The organism is Rheinheimera sp. UJ63 (assembly GCF_021568285.1).
GTDB classification, from domain to species: Bacteria; Pseudomonadota; Gammaproteobacteria; order Enterobacterales; family Alteromonadaceae; genus Alishewanella; species Alishewanella maricola.
Map to the genome: position 1 here is coordinate 621,614 of NZ_JAKGTQ010000002.1, position 14,130 is coordinate 635,743.

16 protein-coding genes and 1 pseudogene are annotated in these 14,130 nt (G+C 45.1%); 16 read left to right on the forward strand and 1 reads right to left on the reverse strand.

The window, feature by feature from the left end:
* Nucleotides 1-98: 98 nt before the first annotated feature.
* The 16 genes and pseudogenes from L1N97_RS08935 (at nt 99) to L1N97_RS09010 (ending at nt 12,564) form a co-directional block, all read left to right on the forward strand.
* Nucleotides 99-725, forward strand: a complete 627-nt coding sequence (locus tag L1N97_RS08935) for a hypothetical protein (protein WP_236129537.1) — start codon at nt 99-101, stop codon at nt 723-725.
* Nucleotides 726-1,266: 541 nt separating this feature from the next.
* Complete coding sequence (gene sugE, locus L1N97_RS08940; protein WP_226752129.1) at nt 1,267-1,584, forward strand: quaternary ammonium compound efflux SMR transporter SugE; 318 nt, start codon at nt 1,267-1,269, stop codon at nt 1,582-1,584.
* An 85-nt stretch (nt 1,585-1,669) separates the two neighbouring features.
* Nucleotides 1,670-2,101: a PH domain-containing protein gene (locus L1N97_RS08945; protein WP_236129538.1), complete on the forward strand. Its 432-nt coding sequence runs from the start codon at nt 1,670-1,672 to the stop codon at nt 2,099-2,101.
* Between the two features lie 222 nt (nt 2,102-2,323).
* Nucleotides 2,324-2,626: a DUF6172 family protein gene (locus L1N97_RS08950; protein ID WP_229585763.1), complete on the forward strand. Its 303-nt coding sequence runs from the start codon at nt 2,324-2,326 to the stop codon at nt 2,624-2,626.
* Between the two features lie 286 nt (nt 2,627-2,912).
* The gene (locus tag L1N97_RS08955) at nt 2,913-4,283 is read left to right on the forward strand and encodes a DEAD/DEAH box helicase (protein WP_236129539.1); all 1,371 of its coding nucleotides are present in this window, start codon (nt 2,913-2,915) and stop codon (nt 4,281-4,283) included.
* A 243-nt stretch (nt 4,284-4,526) separates the two neighbouring features.
* Nucleotides 4,527-5,021 (forward strand): nuclear transport factor 2 family protein, encoded by a 495-nt coding sequence (locus L1N97_RS08960; protein WP_236129540.1) that lies wholly within the window; start codon nt 4,527-4,529, stop codon nt 5,019-5,021.
* A 65-nt stretch (nt 5,022-5,086) separates the two neighbouring features.
* Nucleotides 5,087-6,316 carry a serine hydrolase domain-containing protein gene (locus L1N97_RS08965; RefSeq protein ID WP_236129541.1) on the forward strand — a complete coding sequence of 410 codons (1,230 nt, stop codon included), beginning with the start codon at nt 5,087-5,089 and terminating at the stop codon, nt 6,314-6,316.
* A gap of 2 nt (nt 6,317-6,318) precedes the next feature.
* Nucleotides 6,319-6,915 (forward strand): glutathione S-transferase family protein, encoded by a 597-nt coding sequence (locus L1N97_RS08970; protein WP_229585760.1) that lies wholly within the window; start codon nt 6,319-6,321, stop codon nt 6,913-6,915.
* 110 nt (nt 6,916-7,025) lie between these two features.
* A complete protein-coding gene (locus L1N97_RS08975) occupies nt 7,026-7,442 on the forward strand; it encodes a VOC family protein (RefSeq protein WP_229585759.1) in 417 nt (138 codons plus the stop codon).
* Nucleotides 7,443-7,657: 215 nt separating this feature from the next.
* Entirely contained in the window at nt 7,658-7,996 is a 339-nt protein-coding gene (locus L1N97_RS08980; protein ID WP_236129542.1) for a zinc ribbon domain-containing protein YjdM, read from the forward strand.
* 84 nt (nt 7,997-8,080) lie between these two features.
* A complete protein-coding gene (locus L1N97_RS08985) occupies nt 8,081-8,311 on the forward strand; it encodes a lipopolysaccharide assembly protein LapA domain-containing protein (RefSeq protein WP_236129543.1) in 231 nt (76 codons plus the stop codon).
* A 223-nt stretch (nt 8,312-8,534) separates the two neighbouring features.
* Nucleotides 8,535-9,607: pseudogene (locus L1N97_RS08990) on the forward strand (cation:proton antiporter).
* 482 nt (nt 9,608-10,089) lie between these two features.
* Nucleotides 10,090-11,019, forward strand: coding sequence for an exopolyphosphatase (locus tag L1N97_RS08995; RefSeq protein WP_226752120.1), 930 nt, complete (start codon nt 10,090-10,092; stop codon nt 11,017-11,019).
* A 210-nt stretch (nt 11,020-11,229) separates the two neighbouring features.
* Nucleotides 11,230-11,625 (forward strand): ACT domain-containing protein, encoded by a 396-nt coding sequence (locus tag L1N97_RS09000; RefSeq protein ID WP_236129544.1) that lies wholly within the window; start codon nt 11,230-11,232, stop codon nt 11,623-11,625.
* Between the two features lie 121 nt (nt 11,626-11,746).
* A complete protein-coding gene (locus L1N97_RS09005) occupies nt 11,747-11,992 on the forward strand; it encodes a DUF6868 family protein (protein WP_236129545.1) in 246 nt (81 codons plus the stop codon).
* A gap of 59 nt (nt 11,993-12,051) precedes the next feature.
* Complete coding sequence (locus tag L1N97_RS09010; protein ID WP_236129546.1) at nt 12,052-12,564, forward strand: GNAT family N-acetyltransferase; 513 nt, start codon at nt 12,052-12,054, stop codon at nt 12,562-12,564.
* Between the two features lie 48 nt (nt 12,565-12,612).
* On the opposite strand, the gene sbcB is transcribed toward L1N97_RS09010, so the two are convergent.
* Nucleotides 12,613-14,046: an exodeoxyribonuclease I gene (gene sbcB / locus L1N97_RS09015; RefSeq protein WP_236129547.1), complete on the reverse strand. Its 1,434-nt coding sequence runs from the start codon at nt 14,044-14,046 to the stop codon at nt 12,613-12,615.
* Nucleotides 14,047-14,130 lie beyond the last annotated feature (84 nt).

Genomic DNA, 14,130 nt, shown 5'->3' on the forward strand with positions numbered 1-14,130 from the left:
GCCGCAGGTGCGGCTGTTGGGTGATAAGGCCGCTTTGGGAATAAACCCTTTCTAGTTGTCATTCCGGCAATCTTGGTATTATACGCAGGCTAAGCAGTATGCTCATCTGTGTTCTCAGCGATGGCTGTAGCGCGAAAGTACTGGATGTTCAGGAAGGTAAAAATATGAAAACGTACTTCATTTTTACACGCAAGCAACGGGCTTCAGCACGGCTACTTGTTATTAATGCTGGCGTGGCCTTCCTTTTATATGTGGCTGCACACCACTATCTGCCTCAGTTAACAAGTGATAAGGATGCACTAACACAGCTTCTTAATGTGCTGGATATCGCTATTTGGGTTATTGAAGCCGTTTTACTTGGATTAGCACTGTGGTTTTGGCTTGAAAATAAGCAAATTAGGGTTTGCGTTACGCCAAGTACCTTGAGCTATTTTGACCCTACTTTTAGTGATGTGGGCTGGCAAGTCAAGATGGCAGACATAGCGCAATTAAAGCAAGTTAGTGATGCCCAGCAAAACTTTTTGTCGAATGTGCTGGTGCTGAAAAACGGAGAGCAAAAGCAACTGATGTACGGGAATTATCGAGGGTTTGATCGACGCGCTTTTTTCGAGGCACTTGTTTTAGCCAATCCGAACATCATGGTTCCCGACAATATATATAGTTACAAGATGCAAAGACCTGGATGGGCTAAGCGTATTCGAAAAAAATTGGGTTGGGATGAGTGAACAGTTCTCAGTAATTCTATCAAATCCCATGGTCGGTAAAGAAAGCAGCGTGCTAAGAGTAGGCTTGGTATGTTTTTCTAAAAACATGATTCAGTATGAATAAAATAATTGTTGCAGTAAGCAGGCCGAACAGGGCCGTGCAGCCAACGGCGAATGCGTTAGCAAATTTCATTACGGAGGCAATATGGGGTTAGCGCAAGAGATTATCGTTGAATCAGCCTCCGAGTTGCAGTTATAAGCATTTTGCATTAAAAGTTGAGGCTTCAAGCAAAGTTTAGCGTTTAGCATGACGCGGTTTACTCACATCAACATGCCATGATTCATGCCTTTAGTGCCAGTAGAGCTGTTCAAGTTCGTTTTCTATGAATTTTTCGGCTATCCATTTCTACAACGACTGATTTATAGTAAATTGCATTAGGCATAACCGCAGTAGTTCGCTGTTGTAAAGGCTCTTTTATCAGGTACTAAACAACTTGAAGTGAGGACGACCTCACCGCTCGATGTGTTCGGGGACGACCCCAGAGTTTAAAAAGGGGTTGTTATGAGTTGGTTTGTCTTATTTGTCGCTGGGCTGTTGGAAATTGCTTGGGCCGTTGGTTTGAAATACTCCGATGGGTTTACCAAGCTTGGGCCGACTGTCGCCACCGTATGCTCGTTAATCGCCAGTTTTTTTTTACTGGGGATAGCGTTGAAAACCTTACCCGTTGGTACGGCTTATGCTGTTTGGGTAGGAATTGGTGCGGTGGGTACGGCTATTCTTGGTATTTTCTTGTTTGGCGAGTCTGTTAGCGCGCTTAAATTAGCGAGTTTGGCACTGATTTGTATCGGTATTGTGGGTCTTAAAATGGCACATGTTTAACCTCATGGTCGTTTCAACCTTAACGTTGACGCTTTGAGGTTTAATCCTTTTGGCTGCTGTTAAATACAGCAGCAGGAGCAGCGATATGACACAGGTTTTTAGATCAAAAGTGGATACTTGGCTGGGGATCGTGCTGGTTGCTGCAGCACTTGCGGCACTTTATGGTGTCATCCATTCTTTAAATAGCGGCGACAATGCTGATATTGTCGCATCGTTATTCGCGCTGCTGGTAAGCTCAGGGTTACCTATTTGGCTGATTAACAGTACTCGCTATACCCTAACAGAGCAGCAATTGCTGGTGAAAAGTGGCCCTTTTCAGTGGCAAATCCCCATTGTGCAAATTAGCAACATTACCCCAACGATTAATCCTTTATCGAGCCCAGCGTTGTCACTAGATCGACTGCGGATTGATTATGGCCAAGGTCGCTCGCTGATGATTTCGCCAAAGCAGCAACAGCAGTTTCTACAAGCCTTGTTGCTACTTCGAGCCGATAAAAACCCACTTAGCCAACAATAAACAAGAAGACATTAATCGCTAACGGTTTAGCCTGGGCACGACAGTGTCATTAGTAAAACTTTTAACGGCAATGGCTTGGTTTTGGCGAGCATGGTCGCCTTGCTTACAAAGAGTTTTAACAAAAAATGCAGATAGAAGCGGTTATCTGTCGCTCATCCATGTAGAATACGCGGCCAAAAGCATATTTAGCTTTGACTCTTTAGTGTACCTCTGTAGGAATTTATGAAAAAGACATTCGCGTTAACTCATCCAAAATTGCAACCTGCTCGTTTGGTGGACGCTATTAAACACGATATTAAAAAGTATTTAGCCAGAGAGCGGCGCAAGCAACTGCCTGCGGGTGCTGACTATTGGACCTTTGATTGCCGCTTTGGCGCAACACAAGACGTGGCAAAAAAGATTTTCACTTCTGAAATCAATAAACATATTGATGCGGCCGTCGAGCAACAGCTCGACGCTTTTTACGTGGAAATATTGGCTAAAGCCTGCCAGCACGCGCCACGTGCTGACGAAGATCTGGAATAAACGCCCAGTACTGGCACTGAGTGAGTGCTAGGATATGAAAAGCACGGGAGTGATATGTCCGTGCTGTGATTTGCCAGCGGCAAAAACGTTTAAGCTAAGTATTTAAGATGCTTAGCTAACGCAGGGTTAGATAGATTAGTGTTATATTGGCTTAATACGCCAAGCTTTCAGCCGTTTTTACTTAGTAAAATTGACGCAATAACAAACAATCCTCTGTTAAACCGCTAAAATACTGTATATTCCGCCTCTTATTTTTTGACTGTAGCTATTCTACAGAGGATCCTTTATGCAATTTTCATCTTTAGATTTAGCGCCAGAGTTACAACGCGCCTTAGAAACAATGGGTTATGCCAATATGACGCCGGTTCAGGCGCAAGCCATAGTGCCAGCGCGTCGCGGTAAAGATTTACAAGTAACCGCGCAAACCGGTACGGGCAAAACGGCGGCGTTTGCCTTGCCTATTTTACAACGCATGTTGGATAAACCCAAAGACACGGCACCACAGCGCCCTCGTGCTTTAATTTTAACGCCAACGCGTGAGCTGGCTGAGCAATTAGCCGATGCGATCAGCGGCTATGCTCAATTTACCGCTTTAAAAGTCACTGCCTTATATGGCGGTGTGAAGATGGGTGGCCAAGCGAATAAGTTAAAAGCCGGCATGGATATGGTGATCAGCACACCGGGTCGTTTACTGGAACACTTAGCGCTGGGTCACGTGATACTAAGCGACGTTGAGTTTGTGGTGCTAGATGAAGCGGATCGTATGTTGGATATGGGCTTTGTTACTGATGTTTTAAAGCTGATGCAAATGACCGCAAAACATCGTCAAACTATGTTGTTTTCGGCAACCACATCGCCAGCCGTCAATGAACTGTCGCATAAAATTTTGCATAATCATCAGCAAATTCGCGTTGCGAAGGTAAATAGTACCGCCGATACCGTAAACCATGTGGTGTATTCGGTTGAAGAGAACCGAAAAATTGAATTGTTTGAGCAATTGTTAGCCGAGAAAAACTGGTTTCAGGTGTTGGTTTTTACCAGTACCAAAGAGCAAGCTGATCGGTTATTAGCCGGCTTACAAATGAGTAAGATAGACGCGGCAGTGTGTCATGGCGATAAAAGCCAAGGCGCTCGACGTCGCGCCATCGCAGATTTTAAAGCGGCTAAGTTACAAGTGCTGATTGCCACCGAAGTAGCAGCGCGTGGTTTAGATATTCAAGGCTTAGACTATGTGGTGAATTTTAACTTGCCATACTTGCCAGAAGATTACGTGCACCGGATTGGTCGTACTGGCCGCGCTGGTGCGGCGGGTGATGCCATATCCTTTGTCAGCCGTGAAGAAGAGCAAACACTAGAGCGTATTCAAAAGCTGATTGGTGCCAAGATTGAGCGCATTATCAAGCCTGGTTTTGAAGTCAGTAACCGCGCGTCTTTACTAAAAAGTATCTCACGCAAAGTACTGTCAGGCCGCTCCAATAAAGCCAGTGAAACCACCATTGAGATGGATGCTGCAGGCAAAGCTAAGCCCAAGAGTAAAGCGCGCACTGCCAAGCCAGCAGATGCCAATACGGTAAAACCGGCCAGTGTGAAAAAATCCAGTGGCGCGACTGCCAACAAGCCAAAAAGAGCAGGCGCTCAAAGCAAACGCGCCAAATAAACCGCGCTTGTTACGCTGAATAATGCCGCCGAAGATGCCCATCTTCGGCGGCATTTTGCATTTAAAGGCCAACACGGCTTGCTCGCCGTGGTGTTATATTGGCGGCCGCAGCATCACTGCAAACCGACAGAGCAAGATGTGGTTTGCGGCTAAATAGCCTTAAGCCCTTTATCAAGCTAAAGAATGTGCTTTAATGTAAGCCTAGCTGAAAACGGCCAGCCATAGATCACTCGAGGAATGATGATGAGAAGTTGCTTTCGTTTACCAGAACTGCTGTTGCTTATGCTGGCGCCAACCTTTGTGCTTAGCGCCACAACGCTCCCTGAGGAAGACCGCTTGTACGTAACGATTTCGACGCTGGATACCGCCGTGTTTGAGGCTTTTAATCAGTGTAGTGAGCCGACACAATTGGAGAAACATGCCAATTTTTTTGCTGAAGACATTGAGTTTTATCATGATACAGGCGGTGTGACGTTCACTCGCGATGAGATGCTAGCCAATACTAAACAGTATGCCTGTGGTCATTTTAGCCGCCACTTAGTTGCTGGCAGCTTGCTTGTTCACCCCATAAAAGACTTTGGTGCTATCTCACAAGGTTCACATCGTTTTTGTCAGTTTGTTAGTGGTCAATGTGAGGGCGCAGCCGATTTTACCATGGTTTGGCGTTTCCATGATGGGAAATGGCAAATCACCCGTGTGCTAAGCTATGGCCATCGGGCTGTGAGCAACGCGCAATAACAAGTGTTGGCACAAGCTATTTGGGGTTATTTGCTATGAGCGAGATTAAACCGGGAGTTTATCTGATGTTATGGTCACTTTTTAAAGCGAAATTAACCGTTTGCTGCAGTTTGGCGCTGTTGCTACTAAGTGGTGTGCTTAGCGCAACTGAACAGCCGTACCGTCATGCCTCTGAGCCTATTGGCAGTGTACGGCAAGTGTATGATGGCAAGCTCTACCCTGATCTGCAGGTTAATACCTTTCGCAATATCGACAGATTGTTTCCGACGCGCGCGGTTGCTCGTGGCGATACGGTAAGTGCGTTACCGCTGAGTAAGACACCGCTGACCGATTTTAGTTATCAGGTCGCTGGCGAACAGTACGACATGTTTGATGTGCTCTCGATCAATCGGGTCAGTGGCATGTTAATTATTCACAACGGTGAGATTGCATTTGAGCACTATGCACTGGGTAACGATGCCCAGACCCGCTGGATGTCGATGTCGGTCGTTAAATCAATCACCGCCACCCTGATCGGTGCGGCGATCCAAGACGGCGCTATTAACAGTATTGATGATCCTATCGTGCTGTATCTGCCGCGCTTTAAAGGCAGCGCTTACGAGGGTGTAACGGTTAAACATTTACTGCAAATGAGTTCGGGAGTGGCGTGGAATGAAACATACACCGATCCCAACTCCGATCGACGGCGCATGCTTGAAGCGCAATTAAGCCAGCAACCTGGGGCCATTTTAGATTTGATGGCCTCATTACCGCGCGCGGCTGCGCCTGGCAGTGTTTGGAATTACAGCACGGGTGAAACACAACTGGCTGGCGCTTTAGTTGCCGCTGCCACCGGTAAGCCTGTTGCCGAGTATTTATCCGAAAAAATTTGGTCGAAAATGGGCATGCAAGCAGAGGCAAACTGGTGGCTGCAATCGCCAGATGGTTTAGAAATTGGCGGCAGTGGTTTATCGGCCACTTTGCGCGATTATGGTCGCTTTGGTTTGTTTTTATTAAATGATGGTGTGATTAATCAGCAACGTATTTTACCCAAAGGCTGGATGGCTCAAGCGAGCTCGCGCCAAGTGATTGCGGGCGAGACTATCGATTATGGCTATATGTTTTGGCCTATGCATGGCCGCAGTTATGCCGCAGAAGGCATATTTGGTCAGTACGTGTTTGTAGACCCCGATAAAAACTTGGTGGTGGCCATGTGGAGTGCGCAATCTAAGCCGCTGGGTATGGCGGGGCTGGACGAATACACCTTTTTCAAGGCATTATCTGCGCACTTCGACTCAAACTCCGTGAAGGATTAACCTTGAAAATTTATGGTGATAGCCAATCGGGCAACTGTTATAAACTGCAATTACTCTGTAGTTTGTTGCAGATCCCGCATCAATGGCAGGTGGTAGATATCCTGGCAGGTGATACGAAAACCGCCGCTTTTTTAGCGCTTAACCCTAATGGCAAAATTCCGCTGTTAGTGCTGGATGACGGGCAGACCTTGTCAGAATCTAACGCTATTTTAAATTACTTAGCTCATGGCAGCGCGCTTTACCCAACTGAGCCATTAGCGCACGCTCGGGTGTTGCAATGGCAGTTCTTTGAACAATATAGCCATGAACCTTATATTGCCGTTGCGCGGTTTATTAATAAATATTTAGGCTTACCTGCAGCCAGAGCGGCGGAGTACTCGGCGAAACAACAGGGTGGGCATAAAGCCTTAGCGGTGCTGGAACAGCAATTAGTTAAAACGCCTTTTCTTACTGGGTCGCAAGTTACGACTGCCGATATCTCGCTTTACGCTTATACGCATGTTGCCGATGAGGGAGGCTTTGTTTTAGCCGCTTATCCGGCTATACAGGCATGGTTAAAACGGATAACACAGTTGCCTCATTATAAGGCTATGGCGTAAAACTGTACTGATGGTGGTATGCAAGCTAACAGTAACGGTTAATAAGCCGCGCGAGCTTGCTAGTTTGGGCGATAACGCTTTTATTTGTCATCTTATTTGCAGAGTAATTTATGAGTAATATTTTTCATTATGCTTTTAAAGTCAAAGATCTGGCCAGTACACGGGCTTTTTATATCGATATATTAGGTTGCACAGAAGGGCGCTCGACCGAACATTGGGTCGATTTTGATTTTTATGGTAATCAACTATCAGCGCATGTGGGTGTAGTGGAGAGTGCACTGGATTACTGTGGCCAAGTTGATGGCGTAGCCGTGCCGATCCCACACTTTGGTTGTTTATTAACTGCCGAGCAATTTACGAGCTTAGCGCAAAAACTTGAACAAGCGAAGGTGACTTTTATCGTAAAACCGCAATTGCGTTATGCGGGTAAAAGCGGCCAGCAACAAACCATGTTTGTATTAGATTTCAGTGGTAATCCACTAGAGTTTAAATCATTTAGCGATGAGACTGAGGTGTTTAAAGCTTAGGCTTATCACGCTCACAGTGAGATGCAGGCTTTAGATCAAGACAAGTAAAAGTGCAAAACCTAATGTAAATCAAAGTATTATTAGGCTATCCGTTGTAAACTGGCACCAGGTTGTAAACTAAAGCTATTTTAAACTTAAATGATGCAAGTCGGGGGTATATCACGCCTTTAGATTTGGCATGCCATTAGCTAAATGAAGACATTGAGAAAGCTATCATGAGTGATTTACCCAACTGCCCGACGTGTGATTCCCCTTATACCTATGAAGATGCAGGCTTCTTCATTTGTCCTGAGTGTGCACATGAATGGCAAACCCGTGATGATATTGCCGTGTTGGATGAGCTTGATATTAAAGATGCACATGGTAATAAGTTAGTAGACGGCGATACCATTACCGTTATTAAAGATTTGAAAGTGAAGGGCACATCGTTAGTGGTTAAGGTAGGTACGAAAGTAAAAAATATTAAACTGGTGAGTGGCGATCATGACATTGATTGCAAAATAGAGGGTATTGGTGCCATGAAATTAAAGTCAGAGTTTGTGAAAAAAGCTTAGGGTTAACCTGGCTCAGCCATTGATGAGCAAAGGTTCAGCCCAGTACAAACCTCATTAGGTTCTATCATAAGGAATGGCCTGTTTATGTCAAAATTTAAAGCGATAATGTTATTGATCTTGCTTAGTTGCACCGTGATATTTGTGATGCAAAATACTGAAACTGTGGAGATCAGTTTCTTGTTTTGGCGCTTTGCGCTGTCACGTATCTTCATGATGTTATTCTTATTACTGATGGGTTTTGTTTTGGGTGTTTTGGTTACGCGTTGGTTTATGCGCAAGGGCAAAAAAACCACTGATTTGACTACAGCCGACTAAATTTATTCGGCTTAATTTTGTCTGCAAGCCAAGTATATTCGCTTTTAGCGCTAAACCGTTTTACTTAACGAAGCGTTACTTCGCCGCACTCGCCAATGAAAAGGATCGCCCGCTGATGGAGCAACAACATACTTTTTACGCCATCTTTGTGCTTGGAGTCATCTTCTTGGCGATATTGCTGGTGCGCTTGTTTGTGAACCGTCGATGGTGCCCACCGATGTTAATGTTTATGCTGATTGGTATCGTGGTGGGACAAGTGGTGAATGGCAATATGGCGACTAGCCATCTGTCAATGCGCGCTATTTTGAGCGTGCTAGGTGAAGCCGGGTTGATTATGCTGCTGTTTAAAGTCGGTATTAATGCCGATTTAAAAGGTTTGCGTACGCAACTTCCTAATGCCTCTTGGATCTGGCTTTGGAATGTGGTTGTCAGTGGTGCTTTAGGTTTTCTTGCTGCTTATTGGATCCTGTCGTTAGATGCAGTGACCAGTTTATTTATCGCCATTGCATTTACCGCAACCAGTGTTGGCGTGACGGTGAGTTTATGGTCTGATGCCGGTAAGTTAACTACGCCACAAGGTACCTTGCTACTCGATGTTGCAGAGTTAGATGATCTTAGTACCATTTGTTTAGTGGCTATGTTAGTGGCACCGCTATTCAACCCTTGGATGTGGTCCTTAATCTTGGGTATATCGTGCTGTTATTAACCGCATTTGCCGTGGTAGCGTGGTTTTTTTCATTGCGCATTGAACCACGGCTAACCCGCGTGATTGTGCGCAATGCCTTGTCGCATGAATTAGTGGTCTTTATGGTTGCCGTAGGCTTTATTGTTGCGGCATTAGCTGAAGTGTCGGGTTTATCGCTGGCAGTGGGGGCTTTTATTGCGGGGTTAGCATTTTCACGTGATCCCAGTGCCATGCATGAGCAGCCGGTATTAAATGGCTTATACGATTTTTTAACGCCGTTTTTCTTTATCAGTCTCGGTATGTTGTTTGATATCAGTAGTCTCGATGGCCTGATCTGGCCTGCGGCGGTGTTAGTGTTGTTTGCCATACTGGGTAAAATACTCGGGGTGATGTTACCTGCCTGGCCTCGCTTGGGCTTTGGCGCCGCCTTGTTACTTGGCGTAAGTATGGTGCCACGCATGGAGATTGCGATGGTAGTGATGCAAAAAGGCTTAGAGGCGGGTGTCAGCCAAAGCGTGTTTAGCGCTATGATTTTAGCCTGTTTTATGACGGTGTTATTTACGATGCTGGGTTTACCTGTGTTACTTCGGCGTATCCCTTTAGCAAAATAAACACGCCAGCATTTAGGCTAAGCGTTATACGCGGCTTGGTAGCGTTGACTCTGTTGTTAATAAGCCCGTTGTTATCAGCGTGCAAACCGCCGTTGATATGTAATATATTGCATGAGAGGTTAGGGCTGCGTTTTCAGCGTGGCTGACAACAATAGGCTGTACTTAATACTTTTTAGTGATGGTAAGCGCAAAACTTGCAGCTTGTTGTCCTATTCAAGTAAATTGAACGGCAAGGCTCGGCCTGTGAACTTGTCCGTATCGTTTAAAACTGCAGCAACCTCACTGACAAATTAAAGAAGTTTTGTATTACACGGGTTTATAGCATGGCTTTTTTCGCCCAGTGTGTAATGATAGAGAACAGCATAAAGTGTTTACGATTCAATGCCCCGACCTGAGCTTTAAAAAAACATGCCTGCGGGGATGCCGAACAATTTTGGCGCTAATCAGAATTAGTCCGTTTATTCGAGATCGAAGAGGAAAATATGTCAGAAAAACAATACCGTTTAATCACGAGAAGTGATTTTGATGGCTTGGTATGTGCCGTGCTGTTAAAGCATCTCAATATGATTAACGACATTACCTTCGTACATCCTAAAGATATGCAAGATGGCAAAATTGAAGTCTCCAGCAATGATATTTCAACCAATTTGCCATTTGTACCCGGTATTCATCTGGCATTTGATCACCACCTTTCTGAAACTATCCGTAATGAAAAAATGGATAATCATATTATTGAGCCGGATGCCCCCTCCGCCGCGCGTGTCGTGTGGAATTATTATGGCGGGCATGATGCTTTTCCTGCAGAGTGGGATGATATGATGGAAGCGGTAGATCGCGGAGATTCGGCGCAATTTACCAAGCAACAAGTGTTAAATCCACAAGGTTGGGATTTACTTAATTTCTTAATGGATGCCCGTACTGGTTTGGGTCGTTTCCGTGAATTCCGCATCTCTAACTACAACTTAATGTTAGATCTGATTGATTACTGCAAAACCCATACTATTACTGAAATCATGGCGTTACCTGACGTGTATGAGCGGGTAGAGCTGTATTTTGAACAAGATGTCTTGTTCAAAGAACAGTTACGTCGTTGTGCTAAAGTGCACAAAAACTTGGTGGTGCTGGATTTAAGAGACGAAGAGATCATTCATGCCGGTAACCGGTTTGTGATTTATGCTTTATACCCTGAATGCAATATTTCTATTCATGTCATGTGGGGCTTTAAAAAGCAAAATATTGTGTTCGCTACCGGTAAATCCATTTTCGATCGTAGCTCAAAAACCAATGTGGGTGAGTTAATGTTGAAATACGGCGGTGGGGGGCATCAGGCTGCGGGGACTTGCCAGATCCCACAAAATGAAGCGCTCACTACTTTACAAGCGTTAATTAAACAAATTAATGCTGATGGCTAAACGGGTTACAAACTGAGCTGCAACAACGCTGGTTCTTCCTCTGGGTTGTGTCAGCGTTTAAGTGCTCATCAAGGGTGATACAAAAAACGTGGTTTTGTATCGCCCGTTTTTACAAGCGATTGTCCCTTGCTTACCTGATCCCTGATTGGGATATTCTGCGCCTCTAAGGTGTCGCTTATTGTCATAACTCCCTATTTTTAAAGGTAATATATGACTGCTATTGTCGAATTAAAACAATTATTGGCCGGATTGAAACCTCAGCTTATGGCTGATGAATGGGTGTTTTGTACGGTGACGCAACCTTTAGCCCATTTCTTGACGCTCGAACCCCTTGCGACCTTTCTGGAACCTGAAGGCTTAACCTTAGTGTTAAAAAAAACGACGGCAGATCAAGCCGGTTTAGCCTACAGCGGTAGTTTTAAACAAATTACTCTAACGGTGCATTCCAGTTTAGACGCGGTGGGGCTTACCGCTGCCGTTGCCGCCAAATTAACCGAAAAAGACATTAGCGCTAATGTTATGGCGGCTTATTACCATGATCATATTTTTGTGCCAACCAGCAAAGCGACAGCGGCTTTAGCGGCTTTAAACGAATTAACGGTTTAAGCTGGCGGTTTGCATAAAATGACTTATGCTTGAGATCCCTCAACACCGTTTTTGACTTCGGGCTGCTTGCTCAGGTTGAGGGGGTAACGCCCGATCATTGTCGTTAACAAGGAGCATTGGTATGACGTTATCCCAGCTTACAGAGTTGCTCGGTTGGGCAGCTTTGCTGAATTTGGCCTATTTAACCTTCGTTTCATTGATGCTGATGTTAGGTCGCAATCTTGCCATCGCCCTACATCAAAAGTTCTTTGATTTAGATGCCGCCGCTTTACAACTCAAATTTTATGCTTTTTTAAGCCACTATAAGGTGATAACGCTGACGTTTTTCGTTGCCCCTTATCTGGCGTTAAAAACTATGGGTTTTTAGGGGCCAACACGCATTCGTTGCGGCTTGATAATGAATACATCGCAAGGTGTATCGGCTGATTGCAGCAACATAATTTGATGATCAGCCGCTGTGCCACTTTGCTAAAAGCGGCAGCCTTGGCATACTGCAGTCATAATCCTACTGAACGAATATCAGAACCTATGTCCTTTATTTGTGAACACAACGATGCCTTTGCTGAAATCGCAAAACAAAAAATTATTGAATTTAACGCGCTGCATTGGGATGCCAGTCAGCGGCAACCGCTGGGTTTAAAGCAGGTTGGCCGTAACGGCGAGTTATTAGCGGCGTTAGCCGGTCGCACTTTTGGCAATTGGTTTTATTTAGAGTCGTTTTGGTTAGATGCTTCGCTGCGACAACAAGGGATCGGGCGAGCGATGTTGGCTGAGGCCGAAGCGATTGCTAAAGCGCGAGGCTGTCGTTATGTGATTTTAGATACGCTAAACTTTCAGGCGCGCCCGTTTTATCAGCGCCAAGGTTATCGCGTAGAGTGGATCCAAGCAGATTATCCGTTTGCCGGTGGCGAGAAATACTTTATGACAAAAACCTTGTAGTTAAAGTGAAATGCCCGCCACGCCAGCATTAAGCCATCGCTAAGGGGATTACAGCGCTTCAACATAACGATACAAGGATTTTAATAAGGCGATTTTTTTCTCATCGCCACTGTGTAACTCGACAAAATGTTCTAAGGCCAACGTAAACTGTTCAAAGGTTAAGTTGGGGTTATCTTCACCATGTAACAGCTTATCTGAGCAATATCGGCGCCATTTTTGTTGCTCGGCTTCGGTTAAGGTCAACGGATAATTACGAGCACGATATAAAAATAATAAACGATTAAGGCGATCTTCAGAGAATATGGGCGGATTGGCCGCTAACGCCTCAGCTGACATCTGTTGTAATTGCTGCATTTTTTGTTTGTCAGCATCACTAATAAAGCCACTATACAATTGATAATCAGGGTTAGTCTCTGCAGCATACTCATGAGGTAATTGATACAAATCCACCACAGTTTGTTGCACTTGTTTATGTTGCCTGATCCAGTCTAAATTCGCTAAACAGGCAGCACGGTCGATGCCCAGTTCCGTGGCACGTTCTACCGTGAGTGTTTTGGCATTAGCTAACACGGGGCATTTGTTTAAATGCACTAATTTTAAGCCCAGCCGTTGTTCACCCTCAGCCAGATCAATGGTTTTTTTATACAGTTTTTCTTGCAGTGTTGCTAAATCGTCTGTTAGCAAAGGGCGAGGATCGTGCTGTAAGTTAAAACAAATAACCGCGTTTTTATTGGTAGGGTGAAAGGCAAGCGGCACAATCCAACTAACACAGCCTTGCGTGGCTGGAAATTTTGATGACACATGCACCAGGGGGGTTAAAGCTGCAACATCAATCAACTCTGCTACTTTTTGCTTTTTGCGCAGTTCATAGAGGTACTGAAACAACTTGGGTTGTTGTTGTTTAATCAGTTTGGCTAAACCAATGGTGGCATATACGTCAGAGAGGGCATCATGCGCATTAGCATGGCTTAAGTTATTGGCTTTACTTAATTCTTCTAATTTAAAGCTGGGGCTACCGTCTGCTTTTTGTGGCCAAACAATGCCGTCTGGTCGTAAAGCATAACAGGCGCGCACCACATCAATTAAATCCCAACGGCTATTGCCTTGCTGCCATTCACGGCCATAAGGCTCAAAGAAATTACGATACAAACTGTAACGTGTTACTTCATCGTCAAAGCGCAGGCTGTTGTAGCCTAACACGCAGGTATTGGCTTGGCTAAAACGCGCTAGGATCTGCTGCATAAAGGCATTTTCGGGTAAGCCTTTTTGATTACACAGTTGTGGGGTCAGGCCTGTGATTAACGCGGCAGCCGGGTGCGGTAAATAATCAGGCGCCAATTGGCAATACCACATGTCCGGTTTAGCGATTTCATCTAAGGCTAAATCTGTACGAATACCAGCAAACTGCGAGGGGCGATCGCGCTTGGGATCGGCGCCCCAGGTTTCGTAATCATAAAAGTAAAAACTTGGCGAATCAGTCATGCCAGACCTTTTTTATCAGAGCAGCGCAGCTGCAACTTAAGATGGTGTGATCATACCGTAAAATGTCTCGCTTCGCTAAAAGCT

What these genes read in the sequence shown, in the direction of transcription:
- L1N97_RS08935 (WP_236129537.1), top strand. Translation starts at nt 99, where the DNA reads ATGCTCATCTGTGTTCTCAGCGATGGCTGTAGCGCGAAAGTACTGGAT.
- sugE (WP_226752129.1), top strand. Translation starts at nt 1,267, where the DNA reads ATGAGTTGGTTTGTCTTATTTGTCGCTGGGCTGTTGGAAATTGCTTGG.
- L1N97_RS08945 (WP_236129538.1), top strand. Translation starts at nt 1,670, where the DNA reads ATGACACAGGTTTTTAGATCAAAAGTGGATACTTGGCTGGGGATCGTG.
- L1N97_RS08950 (WP_229585763.1), top strand. Translation starts at nt 2,324, where the DNA reads ATGAAAAAGACATTCGCGTTAACTCATCCAAAATTGCAACCTGCTCGT.
- L1N97_RS08955 (WP_236129539.1), top strand. Translation starts at nt 2,913, where the DNA reads ATGCAATTTTCATCTTTAGATTTAGCGCCAGAGTTACAACGCGCCTTA.
- L1N97_RS08960 (WP_236129540.1), top strand. Translation starts at nt 4,527, where the DNA reads ATGAGAAGTTGCTTTCGTTTACCAGAACTGCTGTTGCTTATGCTGGCG.
- L1N97_RS08965 (WP_236129541.1), top strand. Translation starts at nt 5,087, where the DNA reads ATGTTATGGTCACTTTTTAAAGCGAAATTAACCGTTTGCTGCAGTTTG.
- L1N97_RS08975 (WP_229585759.1), top strand. Translation starts at nt 7,026, where the DNA reads ATGAGTAATATTTTTCATTATGCTTTTAAAGTCAAAGATCTGGCCAGT.
- L1N97_RS08980 (WP_236129542.1), top strand. Translation starts at nt 7,658, where the DNA reads ATGAGTGATTTACCCAACTGCCCGACGTGTGATTCCCCTTATACCTAT.
- L1N97_RS08985 (WP_236129543.1), top strand. Translation starts at nt 8,081, where the DNA reads ATGTCAAAATTTAAAGCGATAATGTTATTGATCTTGCTTAGTTGCACC.
- L1N97_RS08995 (WP_226752120.1), top strand. Translation starts at nt 10,090, where the DNA reads ATGTCAGAAAAACAATACCGTTTAATCACGAGAAGTGATTTTGATGGC.
- L1N97_RS09000 (WP_236129544.1), top strand. Translation starts at nt 11,230, where the DNA reads ATGACTGCTATTGTCGAATTAAAACAATTATTGGCCGGATTGAAACCT.
- L1N97_RS09005 (WP_236129545.1), top strand. Translation starts at nt 11,747, where the DNA reads ATGACGTTATCCCAGCTTACAGAGTTGCTCGGTTGGGCAGCTTTGCTG.
- sbcB (WP_236129547.1), bottom strand. Translation starts at nt 14,046, where the DNA reads ATGACTGATTCGCCAAGTTTTTACTTTTATGATTACGAAACCTGGGGC.